We start from the raw sequence: 18,524 nt of genomic DNA on the forward strand, positions 1-18,524 counted from the left end.
TCCTCTGATTTAGGTTCTCCCCGGCCTCAACCCTGAGAAAGATGGAGGCGGATCCGCAAGGAACCCGCCCCCGTCCATTCCTTAACGGAACAGGCTCAGGATCGACGACGAAGACTGGTTGGCGATCGACAGCGCCTGCACACCCAGCTGTTGCTTGGTTTGCAGAGACTGAAGCTTGGCGCTTTCCTTGGCCAGGTCGGCGTCAACCAGGTTGCCCACGCCTGCGTCGAGGCTGTCTTGCAGCTTGCCGACGAAGGTCAGGTGGGTGTCCAGGCCGGTCGAGTTGGTGCCCAGCGAGGCCAGCTTGTTGGTGGCCGTCTGCAGCGCCGTGGAAACCGTGCCGATCATGGTCTTGGCCGTGGCGGCGTCGGTGAAGCTCGAGGTCGTCGTCAGGCCGATGCCGGCCAAGGTCAGGGTCTGCGCATTGACGGTGAAGCCCGAGCCGTCCGCATTGGCCAGGAAGGTCAATTTGGTGGTCGTGCCGTCGGCGATGCTGACGCCGTTGAACTTGGCGTTCGTGGCGGCCTTGGTCACCTGATCGCGCAGGGATTCAAAGTCGGCCTTCAGAGCATTGAACGAAGCGGTATTCAGCGAGGTGTCGGAAGCGGCCAGGGCCTTTTCCTTCATCTTGCCCAGCAGGTCGGTGATCGTGTCGCCCGCGGCCAGAGCCACGTCGATGGTCGACTGACCGCGTTGCAGCGAGTCCTTCACGGCGTTCAGCGAGGACGCGGTGGAGGATTGATTCTTGGCGGTCGCCCAGATGGCGCCGTTGTCCTTGGCGCTCGCCACCTTCTTACCGGTGTTGATGCGTTGCTGGACGGTCTGCAGTTCCGAGTTGGTGGTGTTCAGGTTTTGCAGCGCGATGAGCGCGCCCGCGTTCGTGTTGATGCTGTTCAGCGCCATTACGAAAGTTCCTTTTCAAGGTGGTCCGACGTCATTTTGACTGCCGGGAGCTTTTTGCTCGGGTGGGTAGGAAGCAATGACCGGGCCAAAGCTGCCGACCCGAACCGCCCACCCAAGCCATTGAAAAGGTTGCGTTATAGATCTGTTTACGACAAAGGCTCCCGGCATTTTCTGCCGAGAGCCTTTGGTCATAGGTAATTATTGCCGGGCACTTGGCGCCCAGCTTGAAGGAGGCGCCGGGCGACCCGAAGATCGCCCGGCATGTCGGATCACTTGAACAGCGACAGAATCGATTGCGGCGTTTGGTTCGCGATCGACAACGCCTGCACACCCAGTTGCTGCTTGGTTTGCAGCGACTGAAGCTTGGCGCTTTCCTTCGCCAGATCAGCGTCGACCAGATTGCCCACCCCGGTGTCCAGGCTGTCCTGAAGCTTGCCAATGAAGGTCAGGTGCGTGTCCAGACCGACTGAATTGGTGCCCAAGGACGACAGCTTGTTGGTCGCCGTGGTGAGAGACGTGGTGATCGTCGCGATCATCGTCTTGGCCGTCGCAGCATCGGTAAACGTCGAAGCCGTGGACAGACCGATGCCGGCGAGCGACAGGGTCTGGGCACTGACGGTGAAGCCAGCGCCATCGGAGTTCGACAAGAAGGTCAGCGCCGTGGTCGTGCCGTCAGCAATGCTGACGCCGTTGAACTTGGCGTTCGTAGCCGCCTTCTCGATCTGATCGCGAAGGGACTCGAAATCGGCCTTCAAAGCGTTGAACGACGCGGTGTTCAGCGAGGTGTCGGAAGCGGCCAGGGCCTTTTCCTTCATCTTGCTGAGGAGGTCAGTGATCGTATCGCCAGCCGCCAGCGCCACATCGATCGTCGATTGACCGCGCTGGAGAGAATCCTTCACGGCGTTCAACGAGCTCGAGGTCGTGCTCTGCATTTTGGCCATCGACCAGATCGCGCCGTTATCCTTGGCGTTCGCGACTTTCTTACCGGTGTTGATGCGGCCTTGAGTGGTTGCAAGCTCCGAGTTGGTCGAGTTGAGGTTCTGGAGCGCGATAAGCGCACCGGGGTTCGTGTTGATTGAGTTCATCATAGGTCACCTACCATTTTGGTCGGATTTATCCGGCTTTCGCCGAGCGGGCGTTTTGCCCACGGTGACCATCGCAAGCGGCGGGCCAGCCGCGCGCACATGAGCGAACTTTATAAGTCGCTGATTTTGAACAGCTTTAACCAGCCATAGGCCGGAATCAAAACCGCCCGGCGAATGCATTATTCGCCGGGCGGCAGGAAGTTCCTAAGCAGACTGGGCAAAGTTGTCGCCGGCCTCGCCAGCGCGTCAGGCAGCCTCGATCCGGCCGGCCAAACCCTGCATTATGGTGCGGTTGATATCGATGAGAGGCTCGAAGTCTTCCTCCTTGCGCATAACCGCGCTGGAGTGACGGCCGACCCAAAGGCTGAGCGAAATAATGCTGGCCCGCAGCTCGGGAGCCAGCGAGTTCTCAGGCAAGGAACAATCGGTGGCCATTGCTGACCACACGCGACGATTCCAGTCGAGCGCATCGATCCGAGTCGCGAAGTCATCCTCCGCGGCCTTTGACGCGTCCATAAGGGCGCGCGTCACCTGGCCGAACAGGCGGTACTCCAACTCACGCGGATTCTCAGCCCGCGTCGCCGCCTGCTGATAGGCCCGTAGAGACATGCCCCAACCTCTCGTCTTCGTATTCGATCAACTTTCGGCTCAACATGAGCGCTTTATAGTACTCGCGCGCCATGACGTGCTTTGAGATGGCGATACAATCGCCAAGCACGACCGGGTTACGCACCACGCTCATGAACTCGTTCAGTCGCGTGGCGAAGTCTTCATAAAACCGCTCCGCGACGCTCTCTTCGAGATACATCATCATGACCGGAAAATAGATACGGCGCGATGGCGTCGTAACTTGATCGGGCTGCATGATGTCCTTCTCGCGAAGGACGGAGGCCTTGTTCTGGAGTACAAGAACGCCACGACGGTCGCCATTCTGGACAACCGCGCCGTTCAAGACGAACTTCTCGCCGGGCTTCAGCGAAAGCTTCAAAGGCACGTTAGGCCGCTCCCCTCTGCGTTGCCGCGAAAACCCGGTCCGCCAGGATCGGCGGTTCAAGGGACAAGCTAAGGCAGCGCGGGTTAACGCCGTCTTGCTGGCCCCGCGACCGTGAGCCGCAGCTTAGGACTCAGTTAAGCATACTGCCCCAGAGGATGGTTAACTCCAAACGCGCAAGGCCAGAAACATGTCACGCAAACGCGCCCTAGAAGGCTCCGGCAGCGCGCTCGCCCAGCAGGAGGTTACCGCTGCAGCGATTGTACAGCGTGGCATCACCGGCACGACAATGGGCGATTCGGCCTCAATCGAGGCCCTCGCCAGACTTGATGCGATCGCCAAGGAGATAAAGAATCAGGAGAACGCCCGCATCATCGCCCAGGCGATCGCGGCGATAAAAAGCCGTGACTATGCGGCGGCCGAGGAAGTCGCGCTCAAGGTTCTGCAGCGTGATGAGCGCTCGGGCCTAGCGTGGCATATCCTGGCGATCGCCAAGGAGAAAGCTGGACAGTTCGCAACCTCGATGCAGGCCTATGAAGCGGCGCTGCAATTGTTGACTGATCATGGCCCGGTCGCCGGCGATCTCGGACGCCTGGCGTTTCGGATGAACATGCCGGAGCTGGCCGCCAAGTTCTTCGCGCACTATCGCGTTGCGCGGCCTGATTGTCCCGAGGGCGCCAATAACCTCGCCTGCGCCCTGCGTGAAATCAATCGAGACCAAGACGCGATCGAGGTGCTGCGCGAAGCCATCCTGGCCGATCCCTCACAGCACATGCTGTGGAACACGCTCGGAACGGTTCTCTGCAATATCAGCGATGGTCAGGGCTCGTTGACCTTCTTCGACGAAGCGCTGCGCCTGGCGCCGACCTTCTCCAAGGGCTACCACAACCGCGCCTTCGCCCGTCTGGACCTGGGCGATATCGAGGGCGCGTTCGCCGACTGCGAGGCGGCGATGCGCAATCCGGAAAACGAAGAAGATCTGGCGATGATGCGCTTTGCGCGCGCCACGATCCTGCTCGCGATGGGGCGTGTCGCCGAAGGCTGGGAAGCCTATGACGCGCGCTTCTCACCCGCGCTGACCGATGCGCCGCGCTTCATGATAAACGCCCCGCTTTGGACCGGCGAGGATCTGAAGGGTAAGTCCCTGATGCTCAGCGCCGAACAAGGTCTGGGGGACGAGGTGATGTTCGCCAGCATCCTGCCCGACGTGCTGGAGGCTCTGGGACCGGAAGGAGCCCTGTCCATCGCTGTCGAGCATCGACTGGTGGGTCTGTTCCAGCGCTCGTTTCCTGGCGTTGAAGTGACGGCCCACAGGACCGTCGCTCAGGAAGGTCGCGTCTATCGAACCGCGCCAAATATCGAGGATTGGTCCCGCTTTGATTTCTGGGCTCCGATCGGCGCCCTGCTGCCCCGGTTCCGTCCGTCGGTAGAGTCTTTCCCGAAGCGCAACGACTATCTGATCCCCAAGCCGGACCGGGTCGCGCACTGGAAAACCCAACTGGAACAGGCGGGGCCAGGACTGAAGGTGGGTCTTCTCTGGAAAAGCCTAAAGCTGAACGCCGAACGCGCCCGCCAATTTTCGCCATTCCATCTCTGGCAACCGGTTCTGGAGACGGCTGGCGTGACCTTCGTCAATCTCCAGTATGGCGATTGCGAGGAAGAAATCGAGCTGGCGCGCGACAGCTTTGGCGTCGACATCTGGCAGCCTCAGGGCATCGACCTGAAGCAGGATCTCGATGACGTGGCGGCGCTTTGCAGTGCTGTGGATCTCGTGATCGGCTTCTCGAACGCCACGATCAACCTGGCTGGCGGTTGCGGCGCGAAAATCTGGATGCTGACGGGGGCCGCTGCCTGGACCCGCCTGGGGACAGACAGCTATCCTTGGTATCCCAACACGCGCTGCTTTGTCACCGAACGCTATGGCGCCTGGGAGCCGACAATGGACGCCATTGCGCTGGCCCTAAGTGAATTGGTCGCGGCCTAACCACTGCGGTTGGCCGTTCGCCATTGAGCTTGGTCAATTTTCGCGCATAGTCGCCGCCCTACTCTTTCGGGCTAAGCGAAGAGGAGCAACAGGTGGCGTGGGCGATCCTGCAGGCAAGGATGTCTTCCTCCCGTCTGCCCGGCAAGGTTCTGGCTGATGTGGTCGGCGCGCCGATGGTGCTGCGGCAGGTCGAGCGTTTGGCGCGCTGTCGCCGGCTTCAGGGCCTGACCGTCGCCGTTCCCGAAGACCAACGAGATGACGGGCTCGCGGCGACGCTGAACGAAGCGGGCGTATCCACCTATCGTGGCCCACTGGATGATGTGCTGGCGCGATTTGCGGGGGCCGTGCGCGCCGCCGGCTCGCCCGAGACGGTTGTTCGCCTCACGGCCGACTGCCCCCTGACCGATCCCGCCGTCATAGACGCCACGATCGACTTCTTCCACGCTTCGGACGCCGACTACGTGTCGAACACGGGCGATCACAGAACCTTTCCCATCGGCCTTGATGTCGAGGTTTTCCGCTCCGCCGCCCTTATGGAGGCCGAACGCGAGGCCAACGCGCCGTACGACCGCGAGCACGTCACGCCGTTCATCTACCGCAGGCCCGACCGGTTCCGGATCGCGACCCATCAGCAGGCGCCCGATGAGGGCGCGGTCCGGTGGACGGTCGACCGACCGGACGACCTGGCCTTCGTTCGGGAAGTCTATGGCGCGCTGTACGGGATCAACCCCGACTTCACGAGCCAGCACATCCGTCACTTCGTGGCTTCCCGCCCCGAACTGATGGCTTTCGGGGGGGACCCTCGCCTGTGAGTACGGTCGAGCCCCAGCCGCCCGCGCCCCACACGGTGACACTTCATCCGGTCGAAGAGGCCGATCGCCTGCGTCTGTTTACCTGGCGCAACAGCGCGGACGTGGCGCCGTTCATGTATACCGACCACCAGATTACGGCGGAGGAACACAACCGCTGGTTCGACGGCTTGGGTCAGGACCCGTCCCGGCTCTACTGGGTCATCTGCCTGGACGGCGTCCCCGTGGGACTGGCGAATTTCGCCGACATCGACCTGAAGAATCGGCGCTGCGCTTGGGCGTATTATCTGGCCAGCCCTTCCGTTCGAGGCCTGGGCGTCGGGTCTTTCGTCGAGTTCTGGATGATCGAATACGCCTTCAATGTCCTCAAGCTTGAAAAGCTGTGGTGCGAGGTCCTCCTGTCCAATGAGGCGGTGTGGAAACTTCATCAAAACTACGGATTCCAGCAGGAAGCGCTCTTCCGGGGACACGTCATCAAGGAAGGCGAGCCCCGGGATGTCGTTGGGTTGGGCTTGCTGACGTCAGAGTGGGCCGCTCGTCGGGAGGCCATGCGGGCCCGGTTGGCCGACAAGGGTTACGTAGCCTGAGCGCCGTTGCCTGCGACATCTGAACTGCATTTTCAAACAGGACGCCAAGCACTCTTGCCAACCGCGTCGGCGTCGGTAATTTGAACGCTTGTTTGAGACCGGGCCAGCCCCGGCAGAAGGTGGGCATGAGCCAGCGCTTCGAAGGCACTTCCGATTATGTCGCGACCGAGGACCTGAAGGTCGCGGTCAACGCTTCCGTGGCGCTTGAACGCCCACTGCTGATCAAGGGCGAACCCGGCACCGGCAAGACCGTGCTCGCCTACGAGGTCGCCAAGGCGATGGGCGCGCCGCTTCTGACCTGGCACATCAAGTCCACGACCAAGGCTCATCAGGGCCTTTACGAATATGACGCCGTAACCCGTCTGCGGGACAGCCAGCTGGGCGACGAGCGGGTCAAGGACGTCAAGAACTACATCAAAAAGGGCAAGCTCTGGGAGGCTTTCGAAAGCCCCGTGCGCCCTGTCCTGCTGATCGATGAGATCGACAAGGCCGACATCGAGTTTCCGAACGATCTGCTGCAAGAGCTCGATCGGATGGAATTCTACGTCTACGAAACCGGCGAAACGATCGCGGCCAAGGTCCGGCCGATCATCATCATCACCTCGAACAACGAGAAGGAACTGCCCGACGCGTTCCTGCGCCGCTGTTTCTTCCACTACATCCGCTTCCCCGAGGAAGCGACGATGCAGGCGATCGTCGACGTCCACTACCCGGGCATCAAGCAGAAGCTGGTCAGCGAAGCGCTGCGGATCTTCTACGACATGCGCAAGGTGCCGGGCCTGAAGAAGAAGCCGTCGACGTCCGAACTGCTGGACTGGCTGAAGCTGCTGATGGTCGAGGATATCGACGAGAAGCTGTTGCGCGAGAAAGATCCGACCAAGCTGATCCCGCCTCTGCATGGCGCCCTGCTGAAGAACGAGCAGGATGTTCACCTGTTCGAGCGCCTGGCCTTCCTGGCTCGACGCGAAGCGGGCGGACGCCCAGGCCAGTAGCAGCGCGGACCGGTCGCGCCCTTACCGGGAATTCACTGGACGGCTCGCGCGGCCGCGCTCACCTTCCCGCCGAAATCAAAGGGATGGTCATGCGTCAATCGACTTGGCTCGCTACGGTGCTCGTGATCAGCGCCAGCACTTTGGCGCTGGCCGGCTGTCATCGTTCGGAAACGGTGAAGACCGAAAAATACGAGCGATCTGCCCGCCGCGAGCCCATCCGCGTGATCTCCAAGCTCGACTGCCCCGAAAAGCAGGGTGACCTGAAGCGGATCAGCGTCGCTGAAGACGGTCTCTCCTGCGCCTATGAGGGCCAGGACGCCGAAATCCTGCTCAAGCTGGTATCGCTGAACGGCGGTGACGCCGAAGACGCTCTCACCCCGATCGAGGCCGATCTGAAGACCCTGATGCCTGCGGTCAAGGCCGTCGGCGACGCCGCCAACGACGCCAGGCACGGCAGAAACAAGACCAGCATCCATCTGCCCGGCGTGCGGATCGACGCCAGCGACGGCGGGGCCGACATCAAGATCGGCCATCTCACCATCAACAGCGACGACGGCGCGGCCGAGGTCAAGATCAACAAGAACGTCGAGGTCAAGGGCGGAAAGCACACCGAAAGCGTCAACGTCACCACCAACGGCGAAGAAGACGATGACGACGTCAACATCCGCGCCAACGACGGCGGCGCGGAAATCCGTCACAACAAGCGCGGTGACTCGATCCGTTCAACCCTGATCCTGGCCAGCGACAAGGCGCCCAGCGGCTATCGCGTTGTCGGGTACGAAGCGCGCGGGCCCAAGGGAGGCCCGATCGCCGTCGCCACCATCAAGGCCAAGAACCGCGACGCGGGCGACCACGACGTCTTCAAGGACATGAAGGCCCTGGTCCGCCACAACGTCGGCGGCTGATTTCAGGCCGCCGGGACAACCTCCATGACCTTGTAGGTCAGCGGACGACCATCCTCGTCGGTCACGGTGACATATTCTCCCAGCGCGAACCGGTGCTCCCCAAGCCGATGCACGGGCTCGTCGTCGGCGCTGTCGGTGCTGTCATAGTCGAAGAACCAGTGAGCGCCCTTGCGGGCCAGGCGGCCGTCGGCGGCCTCTTCATCGGGCGCGAAGCGACGGACGCTGCAGGACGCCTTGCTCTTGGCATAGGCCGCTTCGTCAAGGTGACCATCGGGGGTCAAAGGGGCGGTCAGGGCGTAGCCGCGATGGTCGTCACCACCGGCGAACTCGGTGCCAGGATTGCGGGCAAGGCGCATTACGATGCGAGACAGGGACATCCTGGTCTCCTTCTTGAAATCTAATGGGAGAGGAACAGCGAAGGACCTTCGCTGTTCAGCAGGCTGCGCGTGGTCCCGCCGAAGATGAACTCCTGAAGGCGAGGATGCCCGAAGGCGCCCGCCACGACGAAGTCGGCGCCCACATCGCGCGCCGCGTTCAGGAGCAGTCCAGCCGCGTCGCCCGACCCGTCAAGGGTGCGCGTCGTGGCCTTGACCCCGCGAGCGCCGAGGAACTCGGTCAATCGCGAGAGGTCGAAATTCCGCGACGACGCGCCAGGCGCGCCAGCGACGACCACGGATGAAGCCTTCTGCAGAAGCGGCAGGGCCGTCCGCACGGCGCGGCTGGCTTCCTTGCCGCCATCCCAGGCCACCAGCGCCACACCGCCCACCTTGAGGCCTGGACGGGCCACGACCACGGGGCGCTGCTCGTCGGCGACCAGTTGCTGGAACGCCTCCGCCAGAGGACCCTTGCCCCGCGCGGCGGCGTCATCGAAGACGATCACGTCGGAGAGGCGGCCTTCCATGGCCAGTCCCGCCCAGACGGGAGACTCAAGGGTCAAGACCCGGGTCCGCGCATAGCCAAGCTCGGCGGCCATCGCGCCGACGGCCCGAGCCCCCTCGACGGCGGCTTCCTTCAGGCTTTCCAGCGCCGTGACCTGCACGCCGCCCATGAAGCCCTCACCCATCCAGGGCATCAGATCGGCCATGTCGGCCGGCGCGTGGATGCAGGCCAGCTCGGCGTCAAAGGCCTTGGCCAGCACCGCGGCGGAGGCCAGCAGCCCCTTGTCGCCCTGCGCTCCCGCGACGGGAGCCATAATTCTCGCCCAGCTCATGATCGAACTCCTCTGGCGTGTATTTCCACAGATGAGAGCGGACCCATCATTGATCTTTGTCAACCAATGGGCCAGTCAATCCACCTTCATTGCAAGGAACGATCACGTGGCCAAAGGGCTGCATAAGGGAAAGCCGCCCCGGGCCTGGCAGAGAATGCTCTCCGGCCGGAGACTGGATCTGCTTGACCCGTCGCCCATGGACATCGAGATCGAGGACATCGCCCACGGGCTGGCCCGCGTCGCGCGCTGGAACGGCCAGACGATTGGCGAGCATGGCTTTTCTGTCGCCCAGCACAGTGTGGTGGTCGAGGAGATCGCCGCCCATATCAAGCCCGACCTCGAACCCAAATGGCGCCTGGCCGCTCTGCTTCACGACGCCTCCGAATATGTGATCGGCGACATGATCAGCCCGTTCAAGGCGGCCCTTGGCGTCAGCTACAAGGATTTCGAGGCCCGGCTGGAGGATGCGATCCACATCCGCTTTGGCCTGCCGGTGAAGACCCCGCCGGCCATCAAGAAGCTGATCAAGCAGGCCGACCGCGCCTGCGCCTTCTTCGAGGCCACCCAGTTGGCCGGCTTCGATCACGCCGAATCCCTGTCCATCTTCGGCGCGCCGCCCGCGGGCTATGATCTGCACATCAAGCCGCAGTCGCCATTCGAGGCCCAGGCGCACTATGTGCAGCGCTTCCACGTGCTCTCCCGGGCGGCGGGCTTCGAGTCCGCGCCCAACGCGGCGTTCGAGACCGAATGACGGCGTCGGTCGTCATCGGACTGTCGGCCGTCGTGGTGGCCATCCGCGACGGCGAGGCCGTGGTGCTGACCGTTCGGCCGCATGACGCCGTCACCGATATCGCCTCTCCCCTGCCCGGCCTGCCGTTCGGCCCTTTCGACCCCGAGGGACACCGCACCTTCGAGCTGGGCCTGCGGGCCTTCGTCACCGAGCAGACCCGGTTCCAGCTCGGCTATGTCGAGCAGCTCTACACGTTCGGTGACAAGGGCCGCGACGCCCCTCGGGCCGAGGTCGGGGCCGGCGCGGCGCGCGTCGTCTCGGTCGGCTATCTGGGCCTGACGCCGGACGCCATCGACACCGACGCCCCGGATACGGTCTGGGCCCCCTGGTCGCGGTTCTTTCCCTGGGAAGACTGGCGCCACGGACGCCCGGCCCTGCTGGACGAGGCGATCGCCCCGGCCCTGAAGCGCTGGGCGGCGGACGACGCCGGCAAGTGGTCGCGGGCCCGTCTGGCCTTCGCCCTGGAGGGCGCGCCGTGGAACGAGGAGCGGGTCCTGGAGCGCTATGAGCTGCTCTACGAGGCGGGTCTGGCCCCCGAAGCCGCGCGCGACCGGGCCAGGGCCGACGGCCACGATCCGGCCGAGCCCGAAGCCCTGTCGGCGGCCCTGGGCGAGCCGATGATCTCCGATCACCGCCGCATCCTGGCCACCGGCCTGTCGCGGCTGCGCGGCAAGATCAAGTATCGCCCCGTGGTGTTCGAGCTGACCCCCGACGAGTTCACCCTCTCGACCCTGCAACGCACCGTCGAGGCCATAGCCGGGGTGCCGCTGCACAAGCAGAACTTCCGCCGCGTGGTCGAACGCGAGGAGCTCGTGGAAGGCCTGGGGCGCCTGGACGCCGAGACCGGCGGCCGCCCGGCCGAGCTGTTCCGCTTCCGCCGCGAGATGCTGACGGCGCGACCGGCCAGCGGGCTCAGCCTGCCGCTGCTGCGGGAGTAGCGCACGGTAGCTGAATCAATGTCCAAACTCCGTCTTCCCGGCCTTCGCTGGGGAAACGGAGAAACAGGGCAAATTTACAGCTCTGAGCCAGACTATTCCGCCGCGTCGCGCATCGCCGCCTTTTCCGCCTCGATCCGCGCCCGCCACTTGGCTTTCAGCGTATGAGACGTATCGCGCGAGCCGTCCGGGCTCCAGCCCGGCGGGCCGAACACGTAGCCCAGCGCCTCGCGCGGCGACTTCGAACCCGCCAAGTCCTTGCCGATGCCGATCCACTCGTGAAAGACATTGGTCAAGAGATTGAAATTGCCAAGGTTCTTGACCGTGCCGTAGCGGCACGGCTCTTCGTCGACCTCGGGGATGAAGGTGCCGAACATCCGGTCCCAGATAATCAGGATGCCGGCGTAGTTGGCGTCCAGATACCGGGCGTTGCGCGAATGGTGCACCCGGTGATGCGAGGGCGTGTTGAACACCGCCTCGAACCAGCGCGGCATGCGTTTGATCGCCTCGGTGTGGATCCAGAACTGATAGACGAGGCTGATCCCTTTCTGGATCGCCACCATGGCCGGCGGAAAGCCCAGGAATGAGAGCGGCAGCCACAGCAGCCACGTCCCGGCCACCCCGCCCGTCCAGGTCTGCCTCAAGGCGGTGGACAGGTTGTAGTGGGTCGAGGTGTGGTGGTTGACGTGGCTGGCCCACCAGAACCGCCGCTCATGCGCCAGGCGATGGAACCAGTAGTAGGTCAGGTCTTCGGCGAAGAAGAGCGCCACCCAGGCCCAGACCGCCGTCATCGGGATCGTGAAAATGCGGTGATGCCAGACCCAGATCGTGGCCGCGAAGACCACCCCGCCCAACAGGACGCCGGCGATGGTGCTGCCCAGGCCCATGGCCAGGGACGTAGCCGTATCCCGCGTCTCGTAATGGGCCTTGGCCTTGCCGAACCTGGCCAGCAGGATCTCGAGAATGATGGCCAGAATGAAGAACGGAATCGCCAACTGGACGGGATCGAAGGTGGCTTTCATGCGGTCCGTTCCGGTTGGGTGACGAGGATTTGGGGCGGCCAGACGTTGTCGCCGACGGCCAGCACCGGAGCCGCGTCGGCAAGCTGAAGCGTCAGCCTTCCGCTCTTCGATCGCGCCCCCGCCACGACAGACCAGGCGACATCGCGGGCGACATAGCCGTCGCCGCGCCGCCAGAGGACCAGCGCCAGATCGCCGGACCGCACCAGGGCGCCGGCGCCGTCGGTCGAGATCCACGTCGCCGTAGGGTGATGATCGGGAAACTCTTCGGCCAGCAGCGCCGCCAGCCTCGCGGCGTCAAGCGGCGGGGTCGGCCGGGCGATCTTCGCCCAGGCCGCGAAACCGACAAGCGCGGTGATCGCGATCGTCGAGCCGATAAGCTGAATCAGCATCGCTTTGTCCAAGCTGACGCCACCCTCCCTTTTTTTCCAGCGTCGGGCCGCGGGCGCCCCGCGTCAAGAGTGACGCCTGCGTCATGTTTGCATCTCTCGCCCGAGACTTGCCCCCTACGGGCTGCTGCGCAGCCGTCTTCCCCCGGACGGGGAAGATGAGATCAGCGCCCTTCATCTGCCCCCTACGGGGGCGGACGACCTGCGAAGCAGGTCAGGTGGGGGCAAGTCTGGCGGACACGGCCTTACGCCCTCGCGCGGAAACCGCCGAGTTGATGGGAAGGGTCGCGGAGCGTCCGGGCCTCGCCCGGAATGTGTGAGTTCTAAGTACCGTTTCGACGAAGACGAACGCTCCGCGTGATCGTTATCCCTCTGGCCGGCACGCGCGGGTCTCGTTCAACCCTTTGCACCCATCCGGGTTGCCCTCCTCGCGACGGACCCAGCCTTGGGCTGCAGCCACGCCGATTCCGGAGGACCCGGAACTCACCTTCGGACGGGCGGGGAGCTCCGACGAGAGTTCCCCGATAGGCGGATTTACGTCCCCCGCCTTCCTTTAAGCCCAGCCCGGTCCCGCTCACGCGACTCCGGTGGCCCCGCTCAATCACCCCTGACAGCCGCCTCTGGTCGCCGGCCGGACGCCCTTCCCGTGCTGTCAGGTGAGATTGATTATGCGGGCGGTTTGAGCGCGGAGGATAAGGTCGCGCGAGAAAGTTGCAGAGCGTTGAAATCGTGGAACTCTGCCCCGCCAACGCCGAGGATGGAGCGCGCTCTATCCCCGTGCGCCCCCAGCGAGCCGCGAAGGACGCGAGGCGTCTGGTCGGAGACCGACCGTCCTCTCCCGAAGCGGAAGAGGTTCCAGACCTCAATCAGTCGAGCGCGCCGATATACGGCAGGCCACGGCTCTTGCCCTCGTCATCCAGGCCATAACCCACCAGATACCGGGCAGGAGCCTCCCACGCGACGAAGTCGGGCTCCATGCCGCGATCGGTCGGCCAGGGCTTGCGGGCGAAGACGGCGGTCAGGACTTCGCTGGCGCCGGCGTCCTTGACCAGGCGCGAGGCCTCGCTCAGCGACAAGCCGCTGTCAAACACGTCATCCACCACCAGAGCGCGGCGGCCGACCAGCGGGCGTTGCAGATCGGCGCGGACCTCGCAGCGGCCGGTGCTCTTGCGCTCGTCATGATACGAGGCCAGCCACAGGGCGTCGAAGCGGACATTGCGTCCGGCACGCCACAGCGCCCGGGTCAGGTCGGCGGCGAACCACAGGCCGCCGGTCAGCAGGCAGACGGCGACGGTGTCGTCGTCAATGCGTGGGGCGATGGCGTTGGCGAGGGCCTGAACGCGCTGCGCGATGTCGGCTTCCGAAATCAGGACTTCGGGTTGGGTCTGGTCATTCATGATGCGCGGGTTCGTGAGAGTCGGTGGGAGGGGCTTCGGCCGCTCCGGTCTCATGCCCCGGGGGTTCATGTCCAGCCGCTTCGCCTTCGGCGACCGCATCCTGGGCGCCGCGCAGCGACGGTTCGTGCTCTTCAGCGGGCGCGTGGGGCTTCTTCAGGACAGCCTTGACGGCGTTGGCGGCGCCCGGCTCGGTGGCGAAGCTGATCACCACGTCCTTGGCGGTGCGCGGCGGGTCCTTGATGGTGATGGAGAAGTGGCGGATCTCGCCCGGCGGCACCTTGGGATCGGCCGCGGCGGCGATGCGGCCGGCCACCCGCTTGTCCTTGGCGTTGCGCAGCTCGACCCGCAGCGGCGGCGCGACGACGGCGCCGTCGGTGATGTTGCGCATCGTGCCCGAGATGGTCACGGCCGCGTGACCTTCTTCCATCGACGGTTCGGCCTTCAGCGACGCCTTGTCGATCACCAGGCCCACGGTGTTCACCGGCAGGCCGACACTGGCATAGGCGCCCGCCGTGGTCGGCAGAAGCTTGACGACGTCGATGCGGAAGATCAGCGCGCCCACCACCATGACCGCCAGGGTGGCGGCCATGCCGGCCCAGACGACGCCCGTCGTGGTGGCTTCGCGCAGCCGGCGCTCAGCGTCGGCGCGAGCCCGGAAGACCTTGGGCAACTCCTCGCCCGGCAGGGCGCTGACCGGCGGCTCGCCCTCGCCCTCGGCGCCGCCGGCGGCGGCGGCCGAGTCCGCGTCCGCGCCGTTGGCGTCGAGCGCGGTCATCGAGGTGTCGCTGGCCACCGAAGCGGGGGCCTCTTCGAAGATGTCGAGGGCTTCCTCGTTACGCGCCGTCCAACGGTGCCCGCACGAGGCGCAACGCACGACGCGACCCGCCGACCCGACCTTGGAGTCGTCGACGAAATAGCGGCTGGCGCACTCCGGACAGGTTAGTATCATGGCCTCGAATCGTACGCCCCCTGCGTTAATAAATGGGGTCGCCGATTTTGTCCCTGATGTCCAGAAAGCCCGGCGGCGGCACCTTGCGGATTGACGCAGAACAGGGCGACGACGCCCTTCCGGTGGTCCGCTTTCAAGGCGTGTCGATGCGCTATGGGCGTGCGCCCGAAACGCTTCAGGACATTGGCTTTTCCCTTATGCCCGGGTCGTTTCACTTCCTGACCGGCGCCTCGGGCGCGGGCAAGAGCTCGCTGCTCAAGCTGATCTACCTGGCGCATCATGCGTCACGGGGTCGCGTTGAGCTGTTCGGACGGGATGTGAGCCTGGTTCCGTCGGCCGACCTGCCGTTCCTGCGCCGCCGGATCGGGGTGGTTTTCCAGGAGTTCCGGCTGCTGGAGCACCTGTCGGTGTTCGATAACGCGGCCCTGCCGCTGCGCATCCTGCAACGCAAGCCGGCCACCTATCGCGACGATGTCGCCGAGCTGCTGAACTGGGTGGGCCTGGGCGACCGGATGCACGCCCTGCCCGCCACCCTTTCGGGCGGCGAGAAGCAGCGCCTGGCCATCGCCCGCGCCGTGGTCGACCGGCCCGACGTGCTGCTGGCCGACGAGCCGACCGGCAATGTCGATCCGGCCATGTCGCTGCGCCTGCTGCGGCTGTTCGTCGAGCTCAACCGCCTGGGCACCACGGTGCTGATCGCCACCCATGACGAGGATCTGGTGGCGCGCGCCGGTCGCCCCACCCTGCACCTCGAACATGGCCGCCTGGTCGACACGGGAGAGGCGCGATGAGCGACATATTCCTGGTGGCGCGGTGGAAGCCGGGACCGCTGCTGCCGCCGCGTGACGCCCGGGACGGATCGCTGGTCTTCGTGGTCGCGGTGCTGTGCTTCTTGGCCTGCCTGACCGCCATGGCCGCCCTGGCCGCCAATCGCGCCGCGCACGGCTGGACCAGCCAGCTGACAAGCTCGGCCACCGTGGTCGTCCGCGCCCGCTCCGGCGAGACCCCCGATTCGGCCGCCGCGAGGGCGGCCGAGGCCCTGGCCGGCGTCAGGGGCGTCGTCGAGGCCCGCGCCCTGTCCCGCGAAAAGGCCGAGGCGCTGCTGGCGCCGTGGATCGGCAAGGACGCCCTGGTCGAGGACCTGCCGACGCCGCGCCTGGTCACCCTGGATCTCGACCCCAAGTCGCCGGCCTCCGCCGGTGCCCTGGCCCAGGCCCTGAAGGCGGCCAATGTCGACGCCGTCGTCGATGATCACAGCCGCTGGATCGCCGACATCGAGCGCGCCGCCAACCTGGCGCGCTGGGCCGCCCTGGGCGTCTTCGCGCTGATCGCGGCGGCGACGACGGCCGTGATCGCCTTCGCCACGCGCGCCGGCCTGGCCGCGCGGGCCGATGTGATCGAGGTCCTGCACCTGTCGGGCGCCGAGGCCGGCTTCATCGCGGGCCTCTTCCAGACACGCTTCGCGGTCATGGCCGCCGTGGCGGGCTTGCTGGGCGGCGCGTCGGCGGCCATCATCGGCGCGGGACTTCGAACCCTGGGTGGCGGTTCGGGCCTGGCCCCGGTCCTGCCCCTGGCCTGGACCGACCTGCTGGCGCCCCTGCCCTGCCCCCTGATCGCGGCCCTGGTCGCGGGCCTCACCGCCCGCCTCGCCGCGCTTCGCCTGCTCAGGAGCATGCCGTGAAAAGCCTCGCCGCGCTGCTGATCCTGGTCATGGTCTGGGCCGTCGGCCTGCTGGCCTTCTCGGTTCGGGTCGAACAGTCCACGCCCGCCCGTGAGCCGCCGGTCGCCGACGGCGTCGTGGTGCTGACCGGCGCCTCCAACATCCGGCTCGAGGCGGCGACCAAGCTGCTGGAGGCCGGCAAGGGTCAGCGCCTGCTGATCTCGGGCGTCAATCGCGAGGCCACGCGCGACGACGTTCAGGGGGTCACCAAGGCCGTCAAACCGATCTATGACTGTTGCGTGGACCTGGGCTTCGCCGCCGCCAACACCGTCGGCAACGCCCGGGAGACGGCCGAGTGGGCCAAGGCCAAGGGCTATGACAGCCTGATCGTAGTCACCGCCGACTACCACATGCCGCGCTCGATGCTGGAACTGCGGGCGACCATGCCGGGCCTGAAGCTGTATCCCTATCCCGTCGCCACCGAGGGCCTGAACGCCCATCGCTGGTGGAAGAACGACATCAGCGCCCGTCGCATGATCGTCGAATATTGCAAGTACCTGGCGATCCTGGGCCGCGAGGCGTTCCTGGGGCTGGGTCCGAAGGACAAGCCTGGGCAACCGGCGAAGGAAGCATCTTGATCTATCTGCGTTCGTTCCTGTTCCAACTGTATTTCTGGGTCTGGTCGGTGTTCACGGCCGTCTGGATGCTGGCGCTGCTGCCTCTGCCGCGCCGCTTCGCCGTCGCCGCCCTGACCTTCTGGTCCAAGGGGCTGTTCTTCGGTCTGCGCTGGATCGCCGACGTCAGGGTCGAGGTGCGCGGCCGCGAATATCTGCCGACCGGCCCGGCGCTGGTCGCGGCCAAGCACCAGTCGATGTTCGACGTGTTCAGCCAGTTCGGCCTGCTGCCCGACGCCTGCTTCGTGATGAAGAAGGAACTGCTGAACGTGCCGCTGTTCGGCTGGCACGGCCTGAAGGCCGGCATGGTGGTGGTCGATCGCGCCGGCCACTCGGCGGCCCTGAAAAAGCTGGTCCGCGACACGCTGGAGAAGATGAAGGAAGTCCGCCAGGTCGTGATCTTCCCGGAAGGCACGCGCGGCGCGGTGGGCGTTCCGGGAGACTACAAGCCCGGCATCGCCGCCCTCTACCGCGAACTGGACCTGCCGGTGACGCCCCTGGCGCTGAACTGCGGCGTCCACTGGGGCAAGGGCTTTCTGGTCAAGCCGGGCGCGATCGTCTTCCACTACCTGCCGCCGATCCCCGCCGGGCTGAAGCGCGGCGAGTTCATGCGCGAACTTCAGACCCGCATCGACACCGCCACCAAGGCGCTGGAGGACGAGGGCATCTAGGCGTCGGCGGGCTCCCGCGCCTCGACCAGTTTCAGCAGCTTTTCCATTGCGTGATCTCGCACGCCGTCCTCGCGCAGGTGGCCGACGAGGTCGCCGAGATAGTCGATATTGCGGCCCGACAGGCCCCGGGCGCCGGCGATCAGGTCGGCCTGCTGTTCCAGGCTCAGGGCTCCGGCCCACTGGCTGTGCTTCATGTCTGACAGGAAGACCAGCGAGGAGACCTTGCCCGCCTCGCCATCGATCTTCAGATCGCTCCAGGCCTCAAAATAGGTCTCGGTCGGCTGTTCGCGTTCGCGCAGATAGGCATAGACCTCTTCCCACTGCGCCGCCGCAACGCGGTAAGCCGCGCCGCGCACCGAACCACCGGGCGCGAGGCCCAGAACCAGCCCCGGACGCTCATAGGTGCCCCGGTGGTGCACCGAATAGATGCAGAAGGCTCGACGACGCCCGTGGAGAACCGCGCGTCTTCGCTCTACAAACGGGAACCCGGGACGCCACATGAGCGATCCGTATCCGAATACCCAGCGATCGCCGCTCTCTACGCTCATCACAAATCCCGACTGGACGCGCCCTT

At 65.2% G+C, this 18,524-nt stretch carries 22 protein-coding genes; 11 read left to right on the forward strand and 11 right to left on the reverse strand.

Annotated elements, in window-relative coordinates; genetic code table 11:
* Positions 1–81: 81 nt before the first annotated feature.
* The 4 genes from ACQY9P_RS19220 to flbT all read right to left on the reverse strand — a co-directional run bounded on the left by ACQY9P_RS19220 (position 82) and on the right by flbT (position 2,982).
* Entirely contained in the window at positions 82–903 is an 822-nt protein-coding gene (locus ACQY9P_RS19220; protein WP_421737635.1) for a flagellin, read from the reverse strand.
* A 269-nt stretch (positions 904–1,172) separates the two neighbouring features.
* Positions 1,173–1,991, reverse strand: a complete 819-nt coding sequence (locus ACQY9P_RS19225) for a flagellin (protein ID WP_421737634.1) — start codon at positions 1,989–1,991, stop codon at positions 1,173–1,175.
* 243 nt (positions 1,992–2,234) lie between these two features.
* Positions 2,235–2,597, reverse strand: coding sequence for a flagellar biosynthesis regulator FlaF (gene flaF, locus ACQY9P_RS19230; protein ID WP_421737633.1), 363 nt, complete (start codon positions 2,595–2,597; stop codon positions 2,235–2,237).
* Positions 2,557–2,982: a flagellar biosynthesis repressor FlbT gene (gene flbT, locus ACQY9P_RS19235; RefSeq protein WP_421737632.1), complete on the reverse strand. Its 426-nt coding sequence runs from the start codon at positions 2,980–2,982 to the stop codon at positions 2,557–2,559. Before flbT ends, flaF begins: the two co-directional genes overlap by 41 nt.
* A gap of 187 nt (positions 2,983–3,169) precedes the next feature.
* Between flbT and ACQY9P_RS19240 the strand changes: the two genes are divergently transcribed.
* The 5 genes from ACQY9P_RS19240 to ACQY9P_RS19260 all read left to right on the forward strand — a co-directional run bounded on the left by ACQY9P_RS19240 (position 3,170) and on the right by ACQY9P_RS19260 (position 8,256).
* Positions 3,170–4,963, forward strand: coding sequence for a flagellar protein FlbA (locus tag ACQY9P_RS19240; RefSeq protein ID WP_421737631.1), 1,794 nt, complete (start codon positions 3,170–3,172; stop codon positions 4,961–4,963).
* Positions 4,964–5,055: 92 nt separating this feature from the next.
* Entirely contained in the window at positions 5,056–5,775 is a 720-nt protein-coding gene (locus tag ACQY9P_RS19245) for a cytidylyltransferase domain-containing protein (RefSeq protein ID WP_421737630.1), read from the forward strand.
* Entirely contained in the window at positions 5,772–6,359 is a 588-nt protein-coding gene (pseH, locus tag ACQY9P_RS19250; RefSeq protein ID WP_421737629.1) for a UDP-4-amino-4,6-dideoxy-N-acetyl-beta-L-altrosamine N-acetyltransferase, read from the forward strand. Before ACQY9P_RS19245 ends, pseH begins: the two co-directional genes overlap by 4 nt.
* A 125-nt stretch (positions 6,360–6,484) precedes the next feature.
* Positions 6,485–7,351 carry an AAA family ATPase gene (locus ACQY9P_RS19255; protein WP_421737628.1) on the forward strand — a complete coding sequence of 289 codons (867 nt, stop codon included), beginning with the start codon at positions 6,485–6,487 and terminating at the stop codon, positions 7,349–7,351.
* An 89-nt stretch (positions 7,352–7,440) separates the two neighbouring features.
* Positions 7,441–8,256 carry a hypothetical protein gene (locus tag ACQY9P_RS19260; protein ID WP_421737627.1) on the forward strand — a complete coding sequence of 272 codons (816 nt, stop codon included), beginning with the start codon at positions 7,441–7,443 and terminating at the stop codon, positions 8,254–8,256.
* Between the two features lie 2 nt (positions 8,257–8,258).
* On the opposite strand, the gene ACQY9P_RS19265 is transcribed toward ACQY9P_RS19260, so the two are convergent.
* Together ACQY9P_RS19265 and ACQY9P_RS19270 are read right to left on the reverse strand one after the other, a co-directional pair.
* Complete coding sequence (locus tag ACQY9P_RS19265) at positions 8,259–8,633, reverse strand: hypothetical protein (protein WP_421737626.1); 375 nt, start codon at positions 8,631–8,633, stop codon at positions 8,259–8,261.
* 20 nt (positions 8,634–8,653) lie between these two features.
* Positions 8,654–9,466 carry a universal stress protein gene (locus tag ACQY9P_RS19270; protein WP_421737625.1) on the reverse strand — a complete coding sequence of 271 codons (813 nt, stop codon included), beginning with the start codon at positions 9,464–9,466 and terminating at the stop codon, positions 8,654–8,656.
* 106 nt (positions 9,467–9,572) lie between these two features.
* On the opposite strand from ACQY9P_RS19270, the gene ACQY9P_RS19275 reads away from it, so the two are divergent.
* Entirely contained in the window at positions 9,573–10,217 is a 645-nt protein-coding gene (locus tag ACQY9P_RS19275; protein ID WP_421737624.1) for a YfbR-like 5'-deoxynucleotidase, read from the forward strand.
* A complete protein-coding gene (locus ACQY9P_RS19280; RefSeq protein WP_421737623.1) occupies positions 10,214–11,194 on the forward strand; it encodes an NUDIX hydrolase in 981 nt (326 codons plus the stop codon). The genes ACQY9P_RS19275 and ACQY9P_RS19280 overlap by 4 nt, the downstream gene beginning before the upstream one ends.
* A 92-nt stretch (positions 11,195–11,286) precedes the next feature.
* On the opposite strand, the gene ACQY9P_RS19285 is transcribed toward ACQY9P_RS19280, so the two are convergent.
* From ACQY9P_RS19285 to ACQY9P_RS19300, 4 genes are all read right to left on the reverse strand, one after another.
* On the reverse strand, positions 11,287–12,213 hold the full coding sequence (locus ACQY9P_RS19285) for a sterol desaturase family protein (protein ID WP_421737622.1): 927 nt from the start codon (positions 12,211–12,213) through the stop codon (positions 11,287–11,289).
* The gene (locus ACQY9P_RS19290; protein WP_421737621.1) at positions 12,210–12,602 is read right to left on the reverse strand and encodes a hypothetical protein; all 393 of its coding nucleotides are present in this window, start codon (positions 12,600–12,602) and stop codon (positions 12,210–12,212) included. Before ACQY9P_RS19290 ends, ACQY9P_RS19285 begins: the two co-directional genes overlap by 4 nt.
* 863 nt (positions 12,603–13,465) lie before the next feature.
* The gene (locus ACQY9P_RS19295; RefSeq protein WP_421737620.1) at positions 13,466–14,050 is read right to left on the reverse strand and encodes a phosphoribosyltransferase; all 585 of its coding nucleotides are present in this window, start codon (positions 14,048–14,050) and stop codon (positions 13,466–13,468) included.
* Positions 13,989–14,945: a DUF3426 domain-containing protein gene (locus tag ACQY9P_RS19300; protein WP_421737619.1), complete on the reverse strand. Its 957-nt coding sequence runs from the start codon at positions 14,943–14,945 to the stop codon at positions 13,989–13,991. The genes ACQY9P_RS19295 and ACQY9P_RS19300 overlap by 62 nt, the downstream gene beginning before the upstream one ends.
* A gap of 83 nt (positions 14,946–15,028) precedes the next feature.
* On the opposite strand from ACQY9P_RS19300, the gene ftsE reads away from it, so the two are divergent.
* Genes ftsE through ACQY9P_RS19320 form a run of 4 tightly spaced genes read left to right on the forward strand, consistent with a single transcriptional unit; the run spans position 15,029 to position 17,950 of the window.
* The gene (gene ftsE, locus ACQY9P_RS19305; protein ID WP_421738290.1) at positions 15,029–15,736 is read left to right on the forward strand and encodes a cell division ATP-binding protein FtsE; all 708 of its coding nucleotides are present in this window, start codon (positions 15,029–15,031) and stop codon (positions 15,734–15,736) included.
* Positions 15,733–16,626, forward strand: coding sequence for a cell division protein FtsX (locus tag ACQY9P_RS19310; RefSeq protein ID WP_421737618.1), 894 nt, complete (start codon positions 15,733–15,735; stop codon positions 16,624–16,626). Before ftsE ends, ACQY9P_RS19310 begins: the two co-directional genes overlap by 4 nt.
* Entirely contained in the window at positions 16,623–17,243 is a 621-nt protein-coding gene (locus tag ACQY9P_RS19315; protein WP_421737617.1) for a YdcF family protein, read from the forward strand. The genes ACQY9P_RS19310 and ACQY9P_RS19315 overlap by 4 nt, the downstream gene beginning before the upstream one ends.
* Positions 17,240–17,950 (forward strand): lysophospholipid acyltransferase family protein, encoded by a 711-nt coding sequence (locus tag ACQY9P_RS19320; protein ID WP_421737616.1) that lies wholly within the window; start codon positions 17,240–17,242, stop codon positions 17,948–17,950. The genes ACQY9P_RS19315 and ACQY9P_RS19320 overlap by 4 nt, the downstream gene beginning before the upstream one ends.
* On the opposite strand, the gene ACQY9P_RS19325 is transcribed toward ACQY9P_RS19320, so the two are convergent.
* A complete protein-coding gene (locus tag ACQY9P_RS19325) occupies positions 17,947–18,498 on the reverse strand; it encodes a gamma-glutamylcyclotransferase (protein ID WP_421737615.1) in 552 nt (183 codons plus the stop codon). The genes ACQY9P_RS19320 and ACQY9P_RS19325 overlap by 4 nt on opposite strands.
* Positions 18,499–18,524: the final 26 nt, after the last annotated feature.

Origin of the sequence: Caulobacter sp., from assembly GCF_965279145.1 — a bacterium.
Lineage (GTDB): Bacteria > Pseudomonadota > Alphaproteobacteria > Caulobacterales > Caulobacteraceae > Caulobacter.

Bases quoted from the DNA above. Each gene is read 5' to 3' on its own strand.
- ACQY9P_RS19220 (WP_421737635.1), bottom strand. From the start codon at position 903: ATGGCGCTGAACAGCATCAACACGAACGCGGGCGCGCTCATCGCGCTG.
- ACQY9P_RS19225 (WP_421737634.1), bottom strand. From the start codon at position 1,991: ATGATGAACTCAATCAACACGAACCCCGGTGCGCTTATCGCGCTCCAG.
- flaF (WP_421737633.1), bottom strand. From the start codon at position 2,597: ATGTCTCTACGGGCCTATCAGCAGGCGGCGACGCGGGCTGAGAATCCG.
- ACQY9P_RS19240 (WP_421737631.1), top strand. From the start codon at position 3,170: ATGTCACGCAAACGCGCCCTAGAAGGCTCCGGCAGCGCGCTCGCCCAG.
- ACQY9P_RS19255 (WP_421737628.1), top strand. From the start codon at position 6,485: ATGAGCCAGCGCTTCGAAGGCACTTCCGATTATGTCGCGACCGAGGAC.
- ACQY9P_RS19260 (WP_421737627.1), top strand. From the start codon at position 7,441: ATGCGTCAATCGACTTGGCTCGCTACGGTGCTCGTGATCAGCGCCAGC.
- ACQY9P_RS19265 (WP_421737626.1), bottom strand. From the start codon at position 8,633: ATGTCCCTGTCTCGCATCGTAATGCGCCTTGCCCGCAATCCTGGCACC.
- ACQY9P_RS19270 (WP_421737625.1), bottom strand. From the start codon at position 9,466: ATGAGCTGGGCGAGAATTATGGCTCCCGTCGCGGGAGCGCAGGGCGAC.
- ACQY9P_RS19280 (WP_421737623.1), top strand. From the start codon at position 10,214: ATGACGGCGTCGGTCGTCATCGGACTGTCGGCCGTCGTGGTGGCCATC.
- ACQY9P_RS19285 (WP_421737622.1), bottom strand. From the start codon at position 12,213: ATGAAAGCCACCTTCGATCCCGTCCAGTTGGCGATTCCGTTCTTCATT.
- ACQY9P_RS19290 (WP_421737621.1), bottom strand. From the start codon at position 12,602: ATGCTGATTCAGCTTATCGGCTCGACGATCGCGATCACCGCGCTTGTC.
- ACQY9P_RS19295 (WP_421737620.1), bottom strand. From the start codon at position 14,050: ATGAGACCGGAGCGGCCGAAGCCCCTCCCACCGACTCTCACGAACCCG.
- ACQY9P_RS19300 (WP_421737619.1), bottom strand. From the start codon at position 14,945: ATGATACTAACCTGTCCGGAGTGCGCCAGCCGCTATTTCGTCGACGAC.
- ACQY9P_RS19310 (WP_421737618.1), top strand. From the start codon at position 15,733: ATGAGCGACATATTCCTGGTGGCGCGGTGGAAGCCGGGACCGCTGCTG.
- ACQY9P_RS19325 (WP_421737615.1), bottom strand. From the start codon at position 18,498: ATGAGCGTAGAGAGCGGCGATCGCTGGGTATTCGGATACGGATCGCTC.